We start from the raw sequence: 21,256 nt of genomic DNA, 5'->3' as shown, positions 1-21,256 counted from the left end.
TCATGCCGATACCCAGACGTGCCGCCCTCGTCGAACATCTCGTCCGTACGCGCATCGCCGGAGACGTCGCCACACCCCGCGACAACAATCTCTCCCACTACCGCAAGCTCGCCAACGGCGACCGTCACTACTGGCTGGGACTGGAACTCGGCGACCGGTGGTGCGACGAGCAGGACGTGCTGGCCGTGATGGCCGAGCGCTGCGGCGTCAGTGACGACCCGGAGCACCGGTTCGGGCAGGACACCATCGACCCGGAGCTGACCGTCGGTGCCCTGGAGCGGATGGCGGCGCGGCTGCGGAAGGCGGCGGAGGCTTCGGAACGGGTGCTGTTCGCGACCGGGCACCCGGGCGGTCTCCTCGACGTGCACCGGCAGACCGCGCAGGCGCTGCGGGCCGCCGGATGCGAGATCGTACGGATTCCGTCGGGGCTGGTGGCCGACGAGGGCATGGTGTTCCAGTTCGCGGACGTGGCGGTGCAGGAGCGGGGCGCGACGCTCTGGCACACCCATTCGCCCGCCCCGATGGCCGCGATCCTGGACGGTCTGGAACGGGAGGGCCGCCCGCTGCCCGACCTGGTGGTGGCCGACCACGGCTGGGCGGGGTGCGCGGGGCAGCGGGGGCTGGACGCGGTGGGGTACGCGGACTGCAACGACCCGGCACTGTTCCTCGGAGAGGCGGAGGGGACGCTCCAGGTGGTCGTGCCGCTGGACGACCACGTGCTGGATCCCCGCTTCTACGACCCGCTCACGGACTACCTCCTGGACGCGGCAGGACTGCTCTGAACCGGGCGCCGGCGCCCGGGGGCGGCCCGGGCCCGGGCCCCGGTCACCGGGGTACGCGGACCACGCCCTCCTGGATCACCGTGATCGCCAGCCGGCCGTCCCGCGTGTAGATACGGGCCTGGCCGAGGCCGCGCCCGCCGGACGCGGACGGCGACTCCTGGTCGTACAGCAGCCACTCGTCGGCCCGGAACGGCCGGTGGAACCACATGGCGTGGTCCAGGCTCGCCCCGACCACGTCGCCGACCGCCCAGCCCCCGCGCCCGTGCGCGAGCAGGACCGAGTCCAGCAGCGTCATGTCGGAGACGTACGTCGCCATGCAGACGTGCAGCAGCGGGTCGTCGTCGAGCTTGCCGTTGGTGCGGAACCACACCTGCGAGCGGGGCTCGCGGGGCTGCCCGACCGTGGCGAACGGCGGCTCGTCCACGTACCGGAGATCGACCGCGGCGCGCGCCTCGATCAGCCGGTCCACCACCCCCGGATCGCTGAAGCGGTCCGCGTACCGGGGCAGCATCTCCTCGGCCGTCGGCAGCGTCTCCGGGTCCGGGGCGGGCAGCATCGGAGCCTGGTGCTCCAGCCCCTCCTCGTACCTCTGGAACGACGCCGAGAGGTGGAAGATCGGTTGCCCGTGCTGGACGGCGACGACTCGGCGGGTGGTGAAGGAACGCCCGTCCCGGATGCGGTCGACGTCGTAGACGATCGGCGCGCCCGGATCGCCCGGCCGCAGGAAGTACGCGTGCAGGGAGTGGGCGGCCGGGACCGCGAGCCCCTGACCGGAGGACGGGTCGGAACCGGTCGTTCCGTCGCCGGGGACGGTACGGCCCGCGGCGACCAGGGCCTGGGCCGCGACCTGGCCGCCGAAGACCCGGGGGATGACCGCCGAGCGGCTCGTGCCCCGGAAGATGTCCCGCTCGATCTGCTCCAGGTCGAGCAGATCGAGCAGGGAGTCGAGTGCCGTGCTCATCGAAAGGAACGCGCCCGTCCTACAGGCCCATGGACTTGGCGATGATCGACTTCATGACCTCGTTGGTGCCGCCGTAGATGCGGTTGACGCGGTTGTCCGCGTAGAGGCGGGCGATCGGGTACTCGTTCATGTAGCCGTAGCCGCCGTGGAGCTGGAGGCAGCGGTCGATGACGCGGTGCGCGACCTCGGTGCAGAACAGCTTGGCGGACGCGGCCTCGGCGGCGGTCAGCTCACCGGCGTCCAGGGCCTCCAGCGCGCGGTCGGCGACGGCCTCGGCGGCGTCCACCTCGGCCTGGCAGGCGGCCAGCTCGAACTTGGTGTTCTGGAAGGACGCGACCGTCTTGCCGAAGACCGTGCGCTCCTGCACGTACTGCTTGGCGAACACGACGGCGGCCTTGGCCTGCGCGTACGCGCCGTAGGCGATGCCCCAGCGCTCGGACGGCAGGTTCTGGCCGAGGTAGTAGAAGCCCTTGTTCTCCTCGCCGAGGAGGTCCTCGGTGGGCACCTTCACATCGACGAACGCCAGCTCGGCGGTGTCGGACGTGCGCAGACCGAGCTTGTCGAGCTTGCGGCCGAGGGAGTAGCCCTCGGACTTGGTGTCGACGGCGAACAGGGAGATGCCGAAGCGGCGGTCCTCGGCGGTCGGCGCGGAGGTCCGGGCGCAGACGATCACGCGGTCGGCGTGGACACCGCCCGTGATGAACGTCTTGGACCCGTTGAGCACGTAGTGCGTGCCGTCGTCCGAGAGCTTGGCGGTGGTCTTCATGCCCGCGAGGTCGGAGCCGGTGCCCGGCTCGGTCATCGCGAGGGCCCACATCTCCTCACCGGAGACGAAATTCGGCAGGTAGCGCTTCTTTTGGTCCTCGGTGGCCAGCATCTTGATGTACGGCAGGGCGAGCAGCACGTGCACACCGGAACCGCCGAAGTTGACGCCCGCGCGGGCGGTCTCCTCGTACTGGATGGCCTCGAACTTGTGCGTCTCCAGACCGGCGCCGCCGAACTCCTCCGGCACGTTGATGCCGAACAGGCCCAGCTCGGCGAGCTTGCCGTAGAGCTCGCGCGGCACGATGCCCTGCTGGAACCACTCGTCGTAGTGGGGGACGACCTCGGCCTCGATGAAGGCGCGTATGGTCTCCCGGAACGCCTCGTGGTCCTCGTCGAATACCGTACGGCGCACGGGTGCCTCCTTGATCAGCTGCGGGCGGGTTCGGCCGGCCGCGGTTGGCTTCGGTCCGCTGTGAGCCGGGCTCCTGCCGGACTGGCTAAGCGCTTGCTCAGATAATCAGAAGTTACCCGGCGGTCACTGTCGCTGTCCAGAGCCGCCCGTCCGGGGCCGGTGGTCGGCGCCCGGATCCGTGAGCCGGGCGGCCCCGCGGATCGAGCGGACCGCGTCGTAGGTGTCCGTCGCACGGCGAGCGGTCCGAGCCGTCGATCTCTCGCGGCTGCTCGTCGACATCGAACCCGGCGGACTCCTTGAAGTCCGCCGGGTTCGATGTCGACGAGCAGTGCTGTTTTCCCCATCCCTCGCCCCCTCCCCGGTCGGTGACCGGGGAGGGGGCGAACGGCGCACCTCTGCGGTGCGTCTCATACGCGCGTTCCCGTTCCTCCGGTCACTGCGGCTGGAAGGAGCGGATCTGGTAGTTGCCCTGGAGGTTGCCGCCCTTGCCGGAGGGGGTGGAACCGACGCGGTTGTTGTAGTTGGTGCCCGTGTAGTACTGCACGCGATGGCCCGTCGAGTTCCACACGGAGCGGACGTTCTGGCCGCGCTGGATGAAGGAGCAGTTGTCGGCGGTGTTCGCACGCTTCTTGTCCGACCACTGACAGCGCGTGCCGCCTCCGTTCCAGTCGCTGTAGATGCAGAAGTACCCGGAGGTGCAGTTGTACGCGGCGGCCGTCCTCGGGGCCCCGGCGGAGGCGGCCTCGCCGGGCGAGGCGACGGCGGGGCCGGTGGCGAGGCCGAGGGCCATGGCGATGGAGGTGACGGCGAGCGCGGTGAAGCGGTTCATCGTGGATGCCTTCCTGCTGACGGTGACCAGGGCTTCCCCTGCCGGTGATCAGGGCTCCGTTCCTGATCACCGGCAGCGTGGCACGGTCGTGATCTGTGCAGACAGGCGCGGATACAGGGCGCTCGAAGCGCGCTGGGCGACGGTGGCACTCCGCCGCGCACCGGCGTGAAACGTGGGCGGGGGCAGGTGCGGACGGGCATGGACGGACGCGGGCGGACGAGCGTCTCGGCCACGGGGAAGCGCGGGAGCGTCGCCAGGGCCGGCGGCGTGAACGGCTGTGTGCTGCTTGTGAGTTGCGCCTCGCGCACAACCGTCCAAAATACGAATAATTGCAATATCTCTTTCAGTCGGTACCGAAGCGGGAAACTGGCTGGACGACAACGTCGCCCTGCCGTGACCGATCCATGAGACACGGAGTCCTGCGCCGACGGCTCCGCATCCGGACATCAGCATCCGGACATCAGCTGTCCACTGTTGGGTTGAACGGAGTCACCGGACCCGACCCGTTCCGGGTGGCTCCTCGACGAGGAGTTCCGATGCACCCAGGCAGCCAGGCCCCGCAGCACCGTGCGGCGTCCGACACCGCCGTATCCGACATCGCCCCGCTCGACAGCGTCGTACTCGACATCGCCGTCCGACTTCTCGACGACTTCTCCGGGGCCGGGCGCGCGACCCCCGATCCCGGCATTCCCGTACTGGCCCGCCTCGTGGCGCAGACGCGCGGTCCGGCGGGGCCGGGCGCCGGGACGGGCGCCGACTGTGCGGCGGGGCTGGGCGCCGGCCGTGCGGCGGGGGCGAGTGCCGAGCGCGCGGTGGAGGCGTGGGCGCGGTCCATCGGTCACGGGCCCGGTCATTGCGGCCTGTACGACGGAGGGCTGGCCGGGACGCTGGTCGGGCTGAGGCTCGGCGCCCGTATCCACCCGTCCCTGCACCGGGCCGCCGACAGACTCCGCGACCACCTGCTGGACCAGGCATGGAGACGCCCATGGCGGACCGTGGACGTCGGGCTGCCCGACTACGACCTCGTCGGCGGACCGTCCGGCACCCTGCTGGCGTTGTGCGTCGGCACACCGCAGCCGAAACGCAGCCAACTCATGCCGTTCACCGCACACTTGACGGAGCTGTGCGACAGCGGCGACCTGTACCGGCTGCGTGTCGGGCAGTACTCCGGCCATCCGCGCCTGGGCTGGTTGCAGGGCCGGGTCAACACGGGGATGGGCCACGGTGTCGCCGGGCTCGTCACCGCGCTCGCCGCCGCCGTCCGTCACGTGGGCCCGTGGCCGGAGCTGCTGGACGCCCTGCGCGGCGCCACTCGTTGGCTGGTGCGGCAGTCGTTCGACGACGCCCGGTCCGTCCGGAGCTGGGACGGCGCCGGACTCGACGGCCCGCCGCCCGCGGGTGTCCGGGCCCGTCAGGCGTGGTGCTGCGGCAATCCCGGCGTCACCTGGGCCCTCTGGGACGCGGCGGACGCCCTGGGCGACCGAAGCCTGGCCGACTGGGCGGCGGACGCGTTCACCACCCTCGCAGAACGGTACAACGAGGACGTCCACCTCGGCGGCGCCCCCCTGGCCGACCGGCTCTGGCTGTGCCACGGCGCGGCGGGCGTGCTCGTGGTGGCCGACGCGTTCCACCGGCACGCCCGCCTCCCGGCCGCCGCCGCTCTGGGCTCCCGGATGGCGGAGTACCTGGTGCGGCGGCTTCCCGCCGCCTTCGCCTCGCCCGCCCCGACCTCTGTGGTCGCTTCCGCCCCCGTGCCCGCCTCAACCTCCGGTGAACCCCGGACCTCTGGCGCATCACGGACCTCCTTGCTCGTCGGTGTCCCGGGAGCCCTGAGCGCCCTGCTCACCGTCGTCCACGGTGCCCCGCGCGACTGGTTGCCCTGCCTCGGCCTGCGGTGACGGAACGGGCGGTTCGTGTACGGGGTCCACGGGGCCCGTCGCGTACGGTGTGCACGGGGCCCGCTCGCGTACGGGGTCCACGGGGCCCGCGCTCGTACGGGTTCCCGTGCGCGGCCGTTCAGCGCGTCCTCAGGGCGAACCACAGCTCCGTCCGTACGTCCATGTCGTCCAGGTCCGCGTCCAGCAGCGCCGCGCAACGGGCGATGCGCTGGCGGACGGTGTTGCGGTGGACCCGGAGGGCCGTCGCGGTGCGGTCCCAGCTGCCGTGCAGGCTCAGCCAGCAGCGCAGGGTCTCGGCCAGTGGTTCGGTGAGCGGGGCGAGGAGCGCGCGGGCGTGTGCCTCGGCCCGGTCCGGCGGGACCAGTGCGGCCAGGCCGGAACCGGTGTCGGCGCGGTGACGGGCCAGCGGGGCGCGGGTCGCCGCCGCACGGCCCAGGGCGCGGGACGCCTGGCCGTCGGCGGTTTCGAGAGCGGTGATCGCGGCGGGGGCGGAGGCGCCGAGCGTCCAGCCCGGCTGCGGAACGATCCGCTCGTCGCCGGGGACCAGCACCCGCACGACGTCGCGGCCCCGGCCCGCGTCGACCAGGGCCGAGCCGAGCGCGGCGCCCAGCGCTCCCGCCGCGAGCGGGTCGACGGGACCGTCGTCGGCGCGGCGGGCGTGCACCACCGTCCACTCCTCGGCGCCGCCGAGAAGTGGTGCCACGTCCTTCGGAGCCGCGCCCAGCAGCAGCCGCACCAGGGCGGCGGACCGGCCCGCCGCGTCGGCGCCCTGGTGCGGGGCGGCCAGCAATGACAACAGCACGACCGCGACCCCGGCCACGGTGTGATCTCCCGCCGCGCGCCGCTCCGTCGCCAGCGCCAGCGCCAGGACCAGGCCCTGGCCTCCGCCCAGCGCGTACGCGGACAGGTGCGACCCGCGCACGGTGTCGGTGGCGGACGCGGGCGCGGGGCGCGTGGTGGTGGACACCACCCGGGTGAGCCGGGTCAGGGCCGCGCCGACGTCGGGGGCCGGCGGGCGGCCCGCCGCGTGCAGCTCCTCGCCGTCCGCGGAGAGCAGCACCGCCCGGCCCTCCAGCTGCGCCGCCAGCTGATGCAGTACCGCCGGAACCGGGTCCGGGCGGGCCGCCGCCGAGGCCAGCGCCTGCTGGGCACGGGTCACCCGGCGCAGTTCACGGTGCCGGGCCTCGGCCATCAGCCGCCACACCGCCCGCGCGATCGCAGTGAACCGGGTCCGGGGCGGCACCTCCACCAGCGGCAGCCCGTGCCGGTCGCACGCCTCGATCAGCGCCCCCGGAACCGTGTCGAACACCGGCGTCACCCCGAATCCCAGCGCCGCCGCTCCCGCCTCCACCAGCCGGGACACGTACGCGTCCGGGTCCTTGAGCAGCACCCCGGCGCTCAGCAGCAGCTCGCCGCCGAGCAGATACGGGTACGGATCGGCCATCTCCGAGGTGTGCACCCACAACAGCTCCGCCTCGGCCGGCCCCGCGATCCGGCGCAGCCCGAGTTCCGTACGGGCCAGCAGCTCCGTGAGCGGAATCGGGGGAGTGGGCGGCGCAGTGGCCCCGGCCGGGGTCTGCGACATGGTCTGCGGCATGGCCTGCGACATGGACGAACCATCCATCGAATACGGTGAGGAAGGATAAAACGTACACTTCACCGCAGCGCGCGGACCACCTACCGTCGTTCGCACGCACGCCTGCGTACTGCACGCACGACCGCGTACCGGTGGTGCGACCGGCGACGTCTGCCCGGAGGCGGCACCAGCGCGTACGCCCGCCCTCGGCGGACAGGGCGTACGCGGTGACGCATGACGGGGCGCGCCACCGCGTACGCCGTGTGCCGCCACCCGCCCCGCCACCGGGCAGCGAGTGCGAACACGAGACCCGAGATACGAGACCCGAGCCACAGAGAGGCCCCCGCCATGAGCAGCAACGAAACGCCGCGCGGTCCCGTCGACTCCTCCCGCGTCCCCCGATACGCCGGCCCCGCGACGTTCGCCCGGCTGCCCCGCCTCGACGAGGTCCGCGCCGCCGATGTCGCCGTCGTCGGCGTGCCCTTCGACACGGGGGTCTCCTACCGCCCGGGTGCCCGCTTCGGCGGCAACGCGATCCGTGAGGCGTCGCGCCTCCTGCGCCCGTACAACCCGGCGCAGGACGCCTCGCCGTTCGCGCTCGCGCAGGTCGCCGACGCCGGTGACATCGCCGTGAACCCGTTCGACATCAACGAGGCCGTCGAGACGATCGAGTCCGCCGCCGACGACCTCCTCTCCACCGGCGCCCGGCTGATGACGCTCGGCGGCGACCACACCATCGCGCTGCCGCTGCTGCGTTCCGTCGCGAAGAAGCACGGCCCGGTCGCGCTGCTGCACTTCGATGCCCACCTCGACACGTGGGACACCTACTTCGGCGCCGAGTACACCCACGGCACCCCGTTCCGCCGGGCCGTCGAGGAGGGCATCCTCGACACCTCCGCGCTGTCCCACGTCGGCACGCGCGGCCCGCTCTACGGCAAGCAGGACCTGGACGACGACGCGAAGATGGGCTTCGGCATCGTGACCTCCGCCGATGTGATGCGGAGGGGCGTCGACGAGGTCACCGACCAGCTCCGTCAACGCATCGGCGACCGGCCGCTGTACATCTCCATCGACATCGACGTACTGGACCCGGCGCACGCCCCCGGCACCGGCACCCCCGAGGCCGGTGGCCTCACCTCGCGCGAACTCCTCGAAATCGTCCGGGGACTGGCCTCCTGCAACCTGGTCTCCGCCGACCTGGTCGAAGTCGCCCCCGCGTACGACCACGCCGAGATCACGTCCGTCGCCGCCTCCCACACGGCGTACGAACTGACCACGGTCATGTCCCGCCAGATCGCGGAAGCCCGCGTGAAGTGAGCCACGACCACCACGACGAGCGGCCGCGGCTCGGCCCCGAGCAGATCGCGGCCGCCCTGGCCCCTCCGCCCGGGCGCAACGGGGGCGACCTCGTCGTCGAGACCCTCCAGGGTCTCGGTGCCACCACCGTTTTCGGCCTGCCCGGACAGCATGCGCTGGGCCTGTTCGACGCGCTGCGCCGCTCGTCCCTGACGTACGTCGGGCTGCGCGTCGAGAACAACGCGGGCTTCGCCGCCGACGCGTACGGCCGGATCACCGGCGAGGCGGCGCCCCTGCTGCTCTCCACCGGGCCGGGGGCCCTCACCTCGCTGGCCGCGCTCCAGGAGGCGGCGGCGGCCTCCGCGCCCGTGCTGGCGATCTCCGCCCAGGTCCCGGTCGCGGGCCTGGGCGGCGGGCGTCATGGCTATCTTCACGAACTGCGGGACCAGCAGGCGTCGTTCCGTGACATCGTGAAGTCGGTCCACATCGCGCGTACGGCCTCGCAGATCCCGTCGGCGATCGCAGCGGCCTGGGAGTCCGCGCTGACCGCCCCGCACGGGCCGGTCTGGGTGGAGATCCCGCAGGACGTGCTCCTCGCCGAGACCGCCCTGCCCGTCGTCACGGCGATGGACGCCACTCCGCGTACGCCGCACGCCCGCCCCGAACTGATAGCCGTGGCAGCAGAGTTGCTGTCGAAGGCCGAACGTCCGGCGGTCGTCGCGGGCGGCGGAGTCGTGCGCTCGGACGCCTCCGGCAAGCTGCTCGCGCTGGCGGAACGGCTCGACGCGCCCGTCGTCACCACCTTCGGCGGCAAGGGCGCCTTCCCCTGGGAGCACCCGCTTTCCCTCCAGTCCTGGCTGGAGGACCGGCACACGACCGACTTCCTGGAATCCGCCGACGTGCTGCTGGTCGTCGGCTCCGGGCTCGGTGAACTCTCGTCGAACTACCACACGTTCGGCCCGCGCGGCCGGGTGATCCAGATCGAGGCCGACGCCGGGAAACTGGAGGCCAACCATCCCGCGCTCGGTATCCACGCGGATGCCCGCGAGGCCCTGTCCGACCTGCTGGAGTCGGTCGACCGCCGCGAGGACCCGTCGGCTGCGGACCGCGTCCGCACGGTGCTCGAAGCGGTACGGGACCGGCTCGCCGGACAGGAACTCGCCCTGGAACAGCGGCTCCTGGCCGCCGTCCGGCAGGCCCTGCCCGACACGTCCCCCAGTTTCTGGGACATGACGATCCTCGCCTACTGGGCGTGGTCGGCGTTCGATGCCCGCCACCCGAACACGATGCACTCGGCGCAGGGCGCGGGCGGTCTCGGCTACGGATTCCCGGCCGCCCTCGGCGCGGCGGTCGCCGACCCCACCAAGCCGGTCCTGGCGGTGTCCGGCGACGGCGGTGCGATGTACTCGATCGCGGAACTGGCCACGGCCCGCCAGCACGACCTCCCGGTCACCTGGCTGATCGTCGACGACGGCGGCTACGGCATCCTGCGCGAGTACATGACGGACGCCTTCGGCGAGGCCGCGGCGACCGAACTCTCCCGCCCGGACTTCGTCGCCCTCGCCGAGTCCTTCGGCGTCCCGGCGATCCGTACGAACCCCGAGACGCTGGCCGCCGACCTGGCGAAGTCCCTCGCGGAGCCGGGCCCTTCGGTGGTCGTGCTGCCCGCCCGGCTGAGCATGTTCGAGCCGACGCACCTGTGAAGGGCCGGGCGGCCGGGAGGGCCGGTGCGGCCCGGTGTCCGAAGGGGCGGTGCGGCTCGGTGATCGGATGGCTCGGTGGCCCGGCGCGGCCCGGTCGCCGTTCACGGGACGACGGCTGCTCCGGCGGCGCCCGTGATCTTCCGGATGGCTTCGAGCCCCGCCTCCCGGCCGCGGAGGAACTCCTGCTGCTGGTCCGGGTTCAGGGCGCCCGGCAGATCCTTGGTGGAGGGCATCAGGTCCGGGACCGTCCGGAAGACGGCGCCGGCCGCGGCGCCCTTGCCCCGCATCCGGGCCCAGTGCAGCGACTTGCCGACCGTGTGCAGCGGCGTGGTCATCTCCGTGCGGGGCCTCTTCGAGGCCCTGAGCCTGGTGTTCTCGCGGCCCAGCGCACGGAAGTCGATGTCGCCCAGTCGCTGGAGCACCTCCAGGGCGGCGTACAACTGTCCGCACAGATGGGCGTCGGTGGGCCGGTCGTCCGACATGCTCTCTCCCCGTTCCGTCAAGCACATTCCTACCCCGGCCCGCCGCGCGGGCAACAGAGGCGTGTTGTGTACAACTTTTCCGCCCATCGGCAGTCATCGGTGACAGGCGCGCGGGGGCGCGCCGGACTCAACAACCCAGGGGGGAACGTCACGTGAATCAGCCCGGTACGACCCGAATACCGCGTCGGGCGCTCGCCGTCGCGCTCGTCACGGGCGTGCTCGCGTCCGTGGCGCTCGGCGCCGCGTCGCCCGCCGCCGCGGCCACGCCGACGGTTGCCTGCACGTCCGGCAAGGCGGGGCTGGCCGCCAAGTTGTCGAAGGACATCACCGCCGGGCTCAAGGAGCGCAAGTCGACGACGGCGGTGGCGCTCTACGACCGGACCACCAAGACGAACTGCACCCTGCGGGCGACGACGAAGTACGACTCGGCCAGTGTCGTGAAGGCGACCGTGCTGGCGACGCTCCTGTGGGACAACAAGAAGCACAACCGCTACCTCACCGACCGCGAGGCCAAGCTCGCCACCGCCATGATCACCAAGTCCGACAACGACGCGACCACCGCCCTGTGGAAGCAGCTCGGGGCGACCAGGGTCAAGGCGTTCCTCAAGGCGGCCGGGATGACGCACACCGTGCCGGGCTCGGGCAGGTACTGGGGTCTCACCCAGATCACCGCCCAGGACGAGCTGCGGCTGCTGACCCTGCTGACCGCCAAGAACTCCGTGCTGAGCGACAACTCCCGGACGTACGAGCTGGGGCTGATGCGAAAGGTCGTCTCCTCGCAGCGCTGGGGCACGCCCGCCGGTGCCCCGTCCGGGGTGACCGTCCAGCTCAAGAACGGCTGGCTGCCGCGCGCCACCCACGGCTGGCGGGTGCACAGCGTCGGCGCCTTCACCGGCAAGGGGCACGACTACGCGATCACCGTGCTCACCCATGACAACAAGACGATGAACGACGGCATCAACACCATCCAGGCCGTCGCCCGCGCCGTCCACAAGGACCTGGACCCGGCCGTCGCCGCGAAGCAGACCACCACCATCGCCCCGCCGGCCGCCCCGCAGGAAGCCGTTCCCGCGGTGCCGGAGGCTCCGGCGGTGCGGATGCTCACCGCGGCGCCGCGTTCATAGCCGATCCGCCGACCGGCCTGCCGGTCGCTCCGCCCGGGTGGTCAGCCGCCGACCGCCCGGGCGCCGGCCTCCGCCTCCGCGTCGCCTGACTCCGGCCCCGGCTCCGCACCCGCGTGGGCGGTGAACGCCACCCGCAGGGTCTCGCCGTCGGACTGCATGCTGAACGTGGAGTCCATGGCCCGTGCCAGGCGGACCAGCAGCGGCACCGTGGGCATGGTGCCGCCGAGCTCCAGCTTGGAGACCTGCGGCTGCGTCATTCTGGCGCGCCGCGCCAGCTCGGTCTGCGCGATGCCGAGCTCGGTGCGGCGGTCGTAGACGGCCTGGCCGAGGTCCCAGGCCAGGTCGAGCTCCTGGCGCCGCCTCGCACGTTCGGCGCTCTCGGCGCCGTCCTTTCCTTCCGAGATGCTCTCCGCGACCTTTCGGTCCCGGGCGAGCTTCCATTCCGCGTGACTGACCACGTTGCTCTTCCTTCCTGCCTGGATGTCGCTAGATGTCGCGGCTGAATACGCCGTGCGCCGGCTCGTGCTCCCTTTCGCAGACGGCCTTCGCCCGCCGAGCGCGCTCGACCTCGGCATTCTCGCGCTGCCGTGTCTTGCGGAAGACGGTCAGCAGCACGATGCGGCGTTCGGGGGCGAGCCAGTACGAGATCCGCACGGCTTCGCGGCTGCGCCCGAGGTCGAATCTCAGCTCCCGCAGGCCCTCACCCAGATGCCGTGAGTGCGGTTCGCCCAGCGTGGTCGCGTTGCGTGCCAGGCGACCCGCGGCGTGCTCAGCTCGTTCGTAGTCGACGGCAGAGAGATTCGTCAGCCACAGTCGGACCTCCGGCTCGATCTCGATGACGAAAAGGTCATCCATACAAAGCACGGTATATATGCGGCAGTGTATAACTTCTTGGTTCGACGGTGAAGTCAGCAGGACGAGTGCCCGTGCTCCCGCCCGGTTGACGGAAGTGGTCGTTGGCCCCGGGGAAGCGGCCTGCCGGGCTGTCGGAGCCGGTCGCGGGCCTGCGGGGCGGGCCGCCCCGCGCCGTGGAGCCGGACCGCCTCCGGCCGAAGTCCGGGCCGACCTGAGACCAAGGCCCCGAACCGCCCCCGTGTTTGTTAAGACGGGATGAAATCCGCTGCCCACGGCGTTGGTGCTTTCCGGTAGAGCAGGTCGATCGGGAGGGCACCGGTGACGGACGCAGGGGACGCGGAGGGCACGAAGCGCTCGGGAGGCGGCGCGACGGGCGCGGCGCGGGCCCCGGGCTGGGTGCGGCGGCTGAGCGGCTACGCATGGCGCTACCGGCGCAACGTACTGCTGGCGCTCGGGTCGTCGCTCGCCGGCATGGCGGTCATGGCCGTCGTCCCGCTGATCACCAAGGTGATCATCGACGACGTGGTCGGCGACCGCACCGGGTCGCTCGCCGTCTGGACCGGGCTCCTGCTGGTCGCGGCCGTCCTGGTGTACGTGGCCACGTACATCCGGCGCTACTACGGCGGACGCCTCGCCCTGGACGTCCAGCACGACCTGCGCACCGAGATGTACGGGACGATCACCCGGCTCGACGGGAAGCGGCAGGACGAGCTGTCCACCGGGCAGGTCGTGGGGCGTGCGACCAGCGACCTCCAGCTGATCCAGGGGCTGCTGTTCATGCTCCCGATGACCATCGGGAACGTGCTGCTGTTCATCATCTCCCTGGTGATCATGGCGTGGCTCTCGCCGCTGCTGACCCTGGTCGCGCTCGCCGTCGCCCCCGCCCTCTGGTACATAGCCCGCCGCTCCCGCGCCCGGCTCTTCCCGGCCACCTGGTACGCCCAGGGGCAGGCCGCGGCCGTCGCGGGGGTCGTCGACGGGGCCGTCTCCGGGGTCCGGGTCGTCAAGGGGTTCGGACAGGAGGAGCAGGAGACCGGGAAGCTGCGCGAGGTCGGGCGGAAGCTGTTCGCCGGGCGGCTGCGGGCGATCCGGATGAACTCCCGCTACACCCCCGCCCTCCAGGCCGTGCCCGCGCTCGGCCAGGTCGCGATGCTGGCCCTGGGCGGCTGGCTCGCCACCCGGGGCGAGATCACCCTCGGCACGTTCGTCGCGTTCTCCACCTACCTCGCCCAGCTCGTCGGCCCGGTCCGGATGCTCGCCATGGTCCTCACCGTCGGCCAGCAGGCCCGCGCCGGTGTCGAACGCGTCCTGGAACTGATCGACACCGAGCCGACCATGAAGGACGGCACCAAGGAGCTGCCCGCCGACGCCCCGGCGAGCGTCGAGTTCGACGACGTACGGTTCGGCTACGCCGACGGCCGCCCCGTCCTCGACGGGTTCTCGCTGACCATCGAGCCGGGCGAGACCGTCGCCGTCGTCGGCGCGTCCGGCAGCGGCAAGTCCACCGTCTCACTGCTGCTGCCCCGCTTCTACGACGTGACGCACGGCGCCGTCCTCGTCGGCGGCCACGACGTGCGCGAGCTGACCCAGGAGTCCCTGCGCGCCGCCATCGGCCTCGTACCGGAGGACAGCTTCCTGTTCTCCGACACCATCCGCGCCAACATCGCCTACGGACTCCCCGGCGCCACCCAGGAACAGATCGAGGAGGCGGCCCGCGCGGCCCAGGCCGACCGGTTCATCGCGGAGCTGCCCGAGGGCTACGACACCAAGGTCGGCGAGCACGGACTCACCCTCTCCGGCGGCCAGCGCCAGCGCGTCGCGCTCGCCCGCGCCATCCTCACCGACCCCCGGCTGCTCCTCCTCGACGACGCCACCTCCGCCGTCGACGCCCGGGTCGAGCACGAGATCCACGAGGCCCTGCGGCAGGTGATGGCAGGGCGCACCACCCTGCTGATCGCCCACCGCCGCTCCACCCTGGGCCTCGCCGACCGCATCGCCGTCCTGGAGAACGGGCGGCTCGCCGACATCGGCACCCATGCCGAACTGGAGAGCCGTTCCGCGCTCTACCGGCGCCTGCTCACCGACCCCGACGAGCTGGGCGGCACCTCGCCCGGACACCGGCCGGCCACCCCCGCCGACACCACCGCCGAGGACGACCGCGCGCTCCAGGAGGAGCTCGACGCCGAACTCGACGCGGAGTACGACGCGGAACGCGGCATCAGCCCCCGCCTGTGGGTCCGCAAGGACGAACCGCGCGACAACGGCGCGGCCGGCATGCCCGCCACGCCCGAACTGCTCGCCCAGGTCGAGGCGCTGCCACCGGCCACCGACACCCCCGACATCGACGAGCGGCGGGCCGTCCGCTCCGAGGAGTCCTACGGGCTGCGCAGGCTGCTGCGCGGCTTCGGGCTGCCGCTCCTGGTGAGCCTGCTGCTGGTCGCGGTGGACGCGGGCGGCGGGCTGCTGCTGCCGGTGCTGATCCGGCACGGTATCGACCAGGGTGTCACGCGGCTCGCGCTCGGCGCGGTCTGGGCGGCGTCCGCGCTGGCCCTGATCGTCGTGCTCGTGCAGTGGGCGGCCCAGATCGGCGAGACCCGGATGACCGGCCGCACCGGCGAGCGGGTGCTCTACTCGCTCCGGCTGAAGATCTTCGCGCAGCTCCAGCGGCTCGGTCTGGACTACTACGAGCGCGAGCTGACCGGCCGCATCATGACCCGGATGACGACCGATGTGGACGCGCTGTCCACGTTCCTCCAGACCGGTCTGGTCACGGCCTTCGTCTCCGTCGTCACCTTCTTCGGCATCATGGTCGCCCTGCTCGTGCTGGACGTGCAGCTGGCCCTCGTCGTCTTCACGACCCTGCCGGTGCTGGTGATCGGCACGTACTTCTTCCGCCGCAAGAGCGTCCAGGCGTACGAACTGGCCCGGGAACGCATCAGCGTGGTCAACGCCGACCTTCAGGAGTCCGTCTCCGGGCTGCGGATCGTGCAGGCGTTCCGCCGCGAGCACGACGGCGCGCGCCGGTTCGCGGAGCGCAGCGCCCACTACCGCGAGGCCCGGGTCCGGGGGCAGTGGCTGATATCGGTCTACTTCCCGTTCGTGCAGCTGCTGTCGTCGGTGGCCGCCGCGGCCGTGCTGATCGTCGGCGCGGGCCGGGTCGACAACGGCACCCTCACCGCGGGTGCCCTGGTCGCGTACCTGCTGTACATCGATCTCTTCTTCGCGCCGGTGCAGCAGCTCTCCCAGGTCTTCGACGGCTACCAGCAGGCCAGCGTCTCGCTCCGCCGCATCCAGGAGTTGCTGCGGGAGCCGGCCTCCACCGGGGCCCCGGACGAACCGCTGGACGTGCCGTCGCTGCGCGGCGAGATCGCCTTCGAGAACGTGTCCTTCGCGTACGGGAGCGGCGACGGCGCCGATGACGGCCACGCCGGAGCCGGTGGCTCCGAGGGCGCCGGGGCCGTCCGGGACGCCGAGGACGCCGAGGACGCCGAGGGCGTCGAGGGCGTCGAGGCGGCGCTGTCCGGCATAGATCTGCGGATCCCGGCCGGTCAGACGGTCGCGTTCGTGGGCGAGACCGGGGCCGGCAAGTCCACCCTGGTCAAGCTCGTGGCCCGGTTCTACGACCCGACGGGCGGCCGGGTCACGGCGGACGGCACCGACCTGCGCCGCCTCGACCTCACCGCGTACCGGCACCGGCTCGGGGTCGTGCCGCAGGAGGCGTACCTCTTCGCCGGCACGGTCCGGGACGCCATCGCGTACGGGCGGCCGGAGGCCACCGACGCGGAGGTGGAGGCGGCGGCGCGGGCGGTCGGTGCCCACGACATGATCGCCACCCTGGACGGCGGCTACCTCCACGAGGTCGCCGAGCGGGGCCGCAACCTGTCCGCCGGGCAGCGTCAGCTGATCGCGCTCGCCCGCGCCGAGCTCGTCGACCCGGACGTCCTGCTGCTCGACGAGGCGACCGCCTCCCTGGACCTGGCCAGCGAGGCTCTGGTCAACCAGGCGACCGACCGCCTCGCCGGCCGGCGCACCACCCTGGTCGTCGCCCACCGGCTGACCACGGCCGCCCGTGCCGACCGGGTCGTGGTGATGGACCACGGCCGGGTCGTCGAGGACGGCACGCACGACGAACTCCTCGCCGGGGACGGTCACTACGCCGGACTGTGGCGCACCTTCATAGGGGAAGACATGGGGGAGGGCGTGGGAGAGGACGAGCCCGCGGGAGTGTGAGCGGGACTCGTGCCTTTCCTGTGACTCCGCCTTGTGGCCGCCATGCTGCGGCGATTCGGTTGCGCGGAGGGAAGAGCACGCCGGATGCAACCTCCGGACGGCCTGCTGCGTCGTACGCATGTATGTACAGGTGTCGAGCAAGGGCGCGCGTGTTCGATCGGGGGGCGGGCCAGGGGGATGGATCGGGGGTGTGGGTCGCCGATGAGCGCGGGCACGGGTGAGGCCGGGCGGACGCGTGGAGCCGGACACGCCGGATGGGCGGGTGGGGCCGGACGGGCGGGTGGGGGCGTGCTGGTGCGCCTTACGGTCCTGTCGCTCGTGACCGCCCTCGCGCTGATGCTCACCGGCACCGTCACCGGCAGGGCCGACGCCGCGACGTCCTGTGCCGGGCGCCTGGCGAAGACGGTCCCGTTCAAGACCGGCGAGCTGCGCGTCTACAAGAGCCGCGCCTACGCCTGCGCCGTCGTGATCGCCAAGAAGCCCGGCCCGAAGCGCGTGATGTCCGTGATGATCCAGCCGCGCGGCGGCAGGCCGGTCGTGGACAGCGGCCAGTACGCCAGACAGGCGGGTCCGGTGACGGTCCACGCGCTGAACCGGTGCGTCCGGGCCTCGGCCCTCGTCGCGGGGACGTCCGGTTCCACGGGCTGGATCCTCTGCTGACGTCCCGGACTCTTTTTTCGGTCGCCAACTGGGTCTGGCGGCCCGGGTGTTGCCCCCGCTAGGTTCGCGATGAATGTTGTGAATCCTGGGGAGGGTGCATGCGCAAGGCGCTCAGAGGTGTCCTGTCGCTCGCGGTGCTCGTCGGCACGGTGAGCGCCACCGGGGCCACGGCAGGGGCGGCCACCGCCGCACAGCCGACCACGTCCCGGGCCGCGACCAGCGGCGAGAACGGTACGAACGCGGACATCAAGGACCGCATTCTGGCCATCCCGGGAATGAGTCTCATCGAGGAGAAGCCTTACGCGGGCTACCGCTACTTCGTCCTCGAATACACCCAGCCGGTCGACCACCGGCGCCCGTCCAAGGGCACGTTCCAGCAGCGCCTCACCCTGCTGCACAAGGACACGTCCCGCCCGACCGTCTTCTACACCAGCGGCTACAACGTCTCGACGAACCCGGGCCGTTCCGAGCCGACCCGGATCGTCGACGGCAACCAGGTCTCTCTGGAGTACCGGTTCTTCACCCCGTCGCGCCCGTCGCCCGCCGACTGGTCCAAGCTCGACATCCGGCAGGCCGCCGACGACCAGCACCGCATCTTCACCGCGCTCAAGCGGATCTACACCAAGAACTGGCTGACCACCGGCGGCTCCAAGGGCGGCATGACCGCGACGTACTACGAGCGCTTCCACCCGGACGACATGGACGGCGTCGTCGCGTACGTCGCGCCCAACGACGTGGTGAACAAGGAGGATTCGGCGTACGACCGGTTTTTCGCGAACGTGGGCACCAAGGAGTGCCGCGACCGGCTGAACGGGGTGCAGCGCGAGGCGCTGGTCCGCCGGGAGCCGCTGGAGGAGAGGTTCCGGGAGTACGCCGAGGCGAACGGCTACACCTTCAGCACCCTCGGCTCGCTCGACCGGGCCTACGAGGCCGTCGTCATGGACTACATCTGGGCCTTCTGGCAGTACAGTCTGCTGGCCGACTGCGACACCGTCCCGGCCGACGCCAAGTCCGCCCCCGACCAGGCGATCTGGGACTCGGTCGACGCGATCTCCGGCTTCTCCGCCTACACCGACCAGGGCCTGGAGCGGTACACCCCGTACTACTACCAGGCGGGCACCCAGCTCGGCTCGCCCGACATCGAGCAGCCGTGGCTCGGCGGGCTCAGCCGTTACGGGTACCAGCCGCCGCGCAACTTCGTGCCGCGCGACATCCCGATGAAGTTCCAGCCGTGGGCGATGCGCGACATCGACACCTGGGTGAAGCACCGCGCCAACCACATGCTCTACGTCTACGGCGAGAACGACCCGTGGGGCGCCGAGCGCTTCCGGCTGGGCGCGGGCGCGCGGGACAGCTACGTGATGACGGTGCCCGGCGGCAATCACGGTTCCAACGTGGCGCAGCTCCCCGAGAACGACCGGGCGAAGGCCACCGCGGCCATCCTGCGCTGGGCGGGTGTCGCCCCGGCCGCCGTGCAGCAGGACCCGGCGCAGGCGAAGCCGCTCGCGAAGTTCGACGCGCGGCTCGACGTCCGGCAGGACGGCCGGGACGTGGTGAACGAGCACGGGGTGCGCCCGTAACCGGTTCGCGTACGGGGGGAGGGGCCGCGCGTGGTGCGCGCCCCCTCCCCCCGGGCTTTCCGGGGCCGGTGGGACCGAGCGGCCCGGTGACCGGCTCTACCGCACACCGTGGGCGGTGCGCGGGGTCCGGCCCCGTGCACCGCCCACGCGCACCGGCGAGGGGCCGGTTGTCAGTACCGCAGCCCGTGGCCGACCGGGTACAGCACCCGCGCCGGATCGTCCGCGCGCTGCACCGGCACCGGCAGGGTGCCGCGCGGGCGGGCGTGCCCGGCGACGACCCGGGCGGCGGCGCGCAGTTCGACGTCGGTCCAGGAGTACGCGGCCAGGCTCGCCGCGAACCCGGTGTCCGCCAGCTGCGCGATGTCGTACGGGTTGCGGATCGCGATCGTGATCACCGGGATCCCGGTCGCCGCGAGGGCGCTCACCAGGGTGCGCTGGGAGCTGGTCGCGGACACGTTGTACGTCCCCACGACCACCGCGTCCTTGTCCCGGGCGGCGGCCACCGCCTCGTCGATCTTCGCCCGGGTGGGCGTGGTGCCCGTGGACAACGCCGTTGCGGTGAAGCCGAGTTCGGTGAACGCGGTGGCGAGGGTGGTGGTCGGCGGCCCGGTGGTGCCGGACGGGGAGGCCGGGTCGGCGCCGACCACGAGCAGCTTCTTGTGGGAGCGGCGGGAGAGCGGCAGCACCGCGCCGTCGTTGGCGAGCAGGGTGGTGGTGCGCTCGGCGATCCGGTCGGCGGCGGCGAGGTGGGCGCGCGTCCCGACGACCCGGTCCACGTCCTTGTGGCTGACGAACGGGTCGTCGAACAGGCCGAGCTTCGTCTTCAGCCGCAGGATGCGCAGAATCGATTCGTCGATCCGGTCCTCGCCGAGTTCGCCGCTCTTCACGGCCGCCAGGACGGCGTTCCAGGCGACGGCGAGGTTCGGCGGGTTGAGCAACTGGTCGACGCCCGCCTTCAGGGCGAGGACCGGTACGCGTTCGTCGCCGTACTTCGTCCGTACGCCCTCCATGTCGAGTGCGTCGGTCACCACGACCCCGTCGTAGCCGAGTTCCTCGCGCAGGACGCCGGTGAGGATCGGGCGGGACAGGGTCGCCGGGTCCTCGGACGGGTCCAGTGCCGGTACCACGATGTGGGCGGTCATGATCGAGTCGATGCCCGCGGCGATCGCGGCCCGGAACGGCGGCGCGTCCAGCTCCGCCCACTCCTCACGGGTGTGGGTGATGGCCGGCAAACCGGTGTGGCTGTCGGTGCTGGTGTCGCCGTGACCCGGGAAGTGCTTGATCGTCGCTGCGACGCCGCCGGTCTGATACCCCTTCACCTGCGCGGCGACCATCCCGGCCACGGACCGCGGGTCGGAGCCGAAGGAGCGCACGCCGATCACCGGGTTGGCCGGGTTGACGTTGACGTCGGCGTCCGGAGCGTAGTTCTGGTTGATGCCGAGCGCGGCCAGTTCGGCACCGGCGATCTGCCCGGCCCGGCGCGCGTCGGAGCGCGAACCGCCCGCGCCCAGCGCCATCGCGCCCGGCATCAGCGTGGCGGGCTCGCCCACCCGGCACACGATGCCGTGCTCCTGGTCGGTGGAGACGATGAGCGGCAGGGGAGTGGGCCCGGCGAGCCCGGCGCGCTGGATGCCGTTGGAGAGGTCGGCGATCTGGTGCGGGTCGCGGGTGTTGTGGGCCCAGACGAAGTAGATGATCCCGCCGACGTGGTACTTGGCGATCAGCTCGGCGGCGGTGCGGACCCCGATCTGGGCCAGGTTGGCGTCGATGTCGGCCTGGTCGGGCGCGGTGGCGGAGTGCCCGTACACCCGCATCACGAAGAGCTGCCCGACCTTCTCCTCCAGGCTCATGCGGGAGATGAGCCGCTTGAGGCGCTTGGTGGTGGCGGCCGACCTGTGGTGCCCGGCGGGGCGTTCGCCGCGCGCGGCCCCCTGGGCGCCCGCGGCGGGGGAGGCCACGCCGGCGGGGGCGGCGACCCCGCCCGTGACGGCGACCGCGGCGGTGGCGGCGGTGACGGTGAGAAGCGTGCGTCTGGAGGTGCGGTGGGGCACGTGAGCTCCTTCGGCCTTGCTCGGGGATCGGGAACGAGGTGGTGAAAGAAAC

The 21,256-nt window shown here is 72.1% G+C and carries 16 protein-coding genes; 8 read left to right on the top strand and 8 right to left on the bottom strand.

Going from position 1 to position 21,256, the window contains the following annotated elements:
- The first annotated feature begins 2 nt into the window (after positions 1 to 2).
- Positions 3 to 782 (top strand): phosphatase, encoded by a 780-nt coding sequence (locus AMK22_RS09220; protein WP_073783202.1) that lies wholly within the window; start codon positions 3 to 5, stop codon positions 780 to 782.
- Between the two features lie 43 nt (positions 783 to 825).
- On the opposite strand, the gene AMK22_RS09215 is transcribed toward AMK22_RS09220, so the two are convergent.
- From AMK22_RS09215 to AMK22_RS09205, 3 genes are all read right to left on the bottom strand, one after another.
- Positions 826 to 1,743, bottom strand: a complete 918-nt coding sequence (locus tag AMK22_RS09215; RefSeq protein WP_073783200.1) for an acyl-CoA thioesterase — start codon at positions 1,741 to 1,743, stop codon at positions 826 to 828.
- 19 nt (positions 1,744 to 1,762) lie between these two features.
- Positions 1,763 to 2,920: an acyl-CoA dehydrogenase family protein gene (locus AMK22_RS09210; protein WP_073783198.1), complete on the bottom strand. Its 1,158-nt coding sequence runs from the start codon at positions 2,918 to 2,920 to the stop codon at positions 1,763 to 1,765.
- A gap of 433 nt (positions 2,921 to 3,353) precedes the next feature.
- On the bottom strand, positions 3,354 to 3,749 hold the full coding sequence (locus AMK22_RS09205) for a peptidase inhibitor family I36 protein (RefSeq protein WP_073783196.1): 396 nt from the start codon (positions 3,747 to 3,749) through the stop codon (positions 3,354 to 3,356).
- A 536-nt stretch (positions 3,750 to 4,285) separates the two neighbouring features.
- Between AMK22_RS09205 and AMK22_RS09200 the strand changes: the two genes are divergently transcribed.
- On the top strand, positions 4,286 to 5,647 hold the full coding sequence (locus AMK22_RS09200; protein WP_079186005.1) for a lanthionine synthetase LanC family protein: 1,362 nt from the start codon (positions 4,286 to 4,288) through the stop codon (positions 5,645 to 5,647).
- 118 nt (positions 5,648 to 5,765) lie between these two features.
- On the opposite strand, the gene AMK22_RS09195 is transcribed toward AMK22_RS09200, so the two are convergent.
- Complete coding sequence (locus tag AMK22_RS09195) at positions 5,766 to 7,232, bottom strand: PucR family transcriptional regulator (RefSeq protein ID WP_073783577.1); 1,467 nt, start codon at positions 7,230 to 7,232, stop codon at positions 5,766 to 5,768.
- A 339-nt stretch (positions 7,233 to 7,571) separates the two neighbouring features.
- Here AMK22_RS09195 and speB point away from each other — a divergent pair, with 339 nt between their 5' ends.
- Both speB and AMK22_RS09185 read left to right on the top strand, forming a co-directional pair.
- A complete protein-coding gene (gene speB / locus AMK22_RS09190) occupies positions 7,572 to 8,540 on the top strand; it encodes an agmatinase (RefSeq protein ID WP_073783194.1) in 969 nt (322 codons plus the stop codon).
- Positions 8,537 to 10,222 (top strand): thiamine pyrophosphate-binding protein, encoded by a 1,686-nt coding sequence (locus tag AMK22_RS09185; RefSeq protein ID WP_073783192.1) that lies wholly within the window; start codon positions 8,537 to 8,539, stop codon positions 10,220 to 10,222. The genes speB and AMK22_RS09185 overlap by 4 nt, the downstream gene beginning before the upstream one ends.
- Positions 10,223 to 10,323: 101 nt before the next feature.
- Here AMK22_RS09185 and AMK22_RS09180 read toward each other — a convergent pair whose 3' ends face one another.
- Positions 10,324 to 10,704: a hypothetical protein gene (locus tag AMK22_RS09180; protein ID WP_073783190.1), complete on the bottom strand. Its 381-nt coding sequence runs from the start codon at positions 10,702 to 10,704 to the stop codon at positions 10,324 to 10,326.
- A 152-nt stretch (positions 10,705 to 10,856) separates the two neighbouring features.
- On the opposite strand from AMK22_RS09180, the gene AMK22_RS09175 reads away from it, so the two are divergent.
- Positions 10,857 to 11,828 carry a serine hydrolase gene (locus AMK22_RS09175; protein ID WP_443333283.1) on the top strand — a complete coding sequence of 324 codons (972 nt, stop codon included), beginning with the start codon at positions 10,857 to 10,859 and terminating at the stop codon, positions 11,826 to 11,828.
- Positions 11,829 to 11,869: 41 nt separating this feature from the next.
- Here the strand turns inward: AMK22_RS09175 and AMK22_RS09170 are convergent, their stop codons facing one another.
- Positions 11,870 to 12,286, bottom strand: coding sequence for a helix-turn-helix domain-containing protein (locus AMK22_RS09170; RefSeq protein WP_073783188.1), 417 nt, complete (start codon positions 12,284 to 12,286; stop codon positions 11,870 to 11,872).
- A 28-nt stretch (positions 12,287 to 12,314) separates the two neighbouring features.
- A complete protein-coding gene (locus AMK22_RS09165; RefSeq protein WP_073783186.1) occupies positions 12,315 to 12,683 on the bottom strand; it encodes a type II toxin-antitoxin system RelE/ParE family toxin in 369 nt (122 codons plus the stop codon).
- 396 nt (positions 12,684 to 13,079) lie between these two features.
- On the opposite strand from AMK22_RS09165, the gene AMK22_RS09160 reads away from it, so the two are divergent.
- The 3 genes from AMK22_RS09160 to AMK22_RS09150 all read left to right on the top strand — a co-directional run bounded on the left by AMK22_RS09160 (position 13,080) and on the right by AMK22_RS09150 (position 19,153).
- Positions 13,080 to 16,913 (top strand): ABC transporter ATP-binding protein, encoded by a 3,834-nt coding sequence (locus AMK22_RS09160; protein ID WP_073783573.1) that lies wholly within the window; start codon positions 13,080 to 13,082, stop codon positions 16,911 to 16,913.
- Positions 16,914 to 17,201: 288 nt separating this feature from the next.
- Positions 17,202 to 17,573, top strand: coding sequence for a hypothetical protein (locus AMK22_RS09155; protein ID WP_073783184.1), 372 nt, complete (start codon positions 17,202 to 17,204; stop codon positions 17,571 to 17,573).
- A 98-nt stretch (positions 17,574 to 17,671) separates the two neighbouring features.
- A complete protein-coding gene (locus AMK22_RS09150) occupies positions 17,672 to 19,153 on the top strand; it encodes a S28 family serine protease (protein WP_073783182.1) in 1,482 nt (493 codons plus the stop codon).
- 170 nt (positions 19,154 to 19,323) lie between these two features.
- Here the strand turns inward: AMK22_RS09150 and AMK22_RS09145 are convergent, their stop codons facing one another.
- Entirely contained in the window at positions 19,324 to 21,204 is a 1,881-nt protein-coding gene (locus tag AMK22_RS09145) for a glycoside hydrolase family 3 protein (protein WP_073783180.1), read from the bottom strand.
- Positions 21,205 to 21,256: the final 52 nt, after the last annotated feature.

The organism is Streptomyces sp. CB01580 (assembly GCF_001905795.1).
GTDB lineage: Bacteria > Actinomycetota > Actinomycetes > Streptomycetales > Streptomycetaceae > Streptomyces.
Note: the sequence above shows the minus strand (reverse complement) of the source record. Positions and strands in the feature narration are given on the sequence as shown.

Bases quoted from the DNA above. Each gene is read 5' to 3' on its own strand.
- AMK22_RS09220 (WP_073783202.1), top strand. From the start codon at position 3: ATGCCGATACCCAGACGTGCCGCCCTCGTCGAACATCTCGTCCGTACG.
- AMK22_RS09215 (WP_073783200.1), bottom strand. From the start codon at position 1,743: ATGAGCACGGCACTCGACTCCCTGCTCGATCTGCTCGACCTGGAGCAG.
- AMK22_RS09205 (WP_073783196.1), bottom strand. From the start codon at position 3,749: ATGAACCGCTTCACCGCGCTCGCCGTCACCTCCATCGCCATGGCCCTC.
- AMK22_RS09200 (WP_079186005.1), top strand. From the start codon at position 4,286: ATGCACCCAGGCAGCCAGGCCCCGCAGCACCGTGCGGCGTCCGACACC.
- AMK22_RS09195 (WP_073783577.1), bottom strand. From the start codon at position 7,232: ATGTCGCAGACCCCGGCCGGGGCCACTGCGCCGCCCACTCCCCCGATT.
- speB (WP_073783194.1), top strand. From the start codon at position 7,572: ATGAGCAGCAACGAAACGCCGCGCGGTCCCGTCGACTCCTCCCGCGTC.
- AMK22_RS09180 (WP_073783190.1), bottom strand. From the start codon at position 10,704: ATGTCGGACGACCGGCCCACCGACGCCCATCTGTGCGGACAGTTGTAC.
- AMK22_RS09165 (WP_073783186.1), bottom strand. From the start codon at position 12,683: ATGGATGACCTTTTCGTCATCGAGATCGAGCCGGAGGTCCGACTGTGG.
- AMK22_RS09150 (WP_073783182.1), top strand. From the start codon at position 17,672: ATGCGCAAGGCGCTCAGAGGTGTCCTGTCGCTCGCGGTGCTCGTCGGC.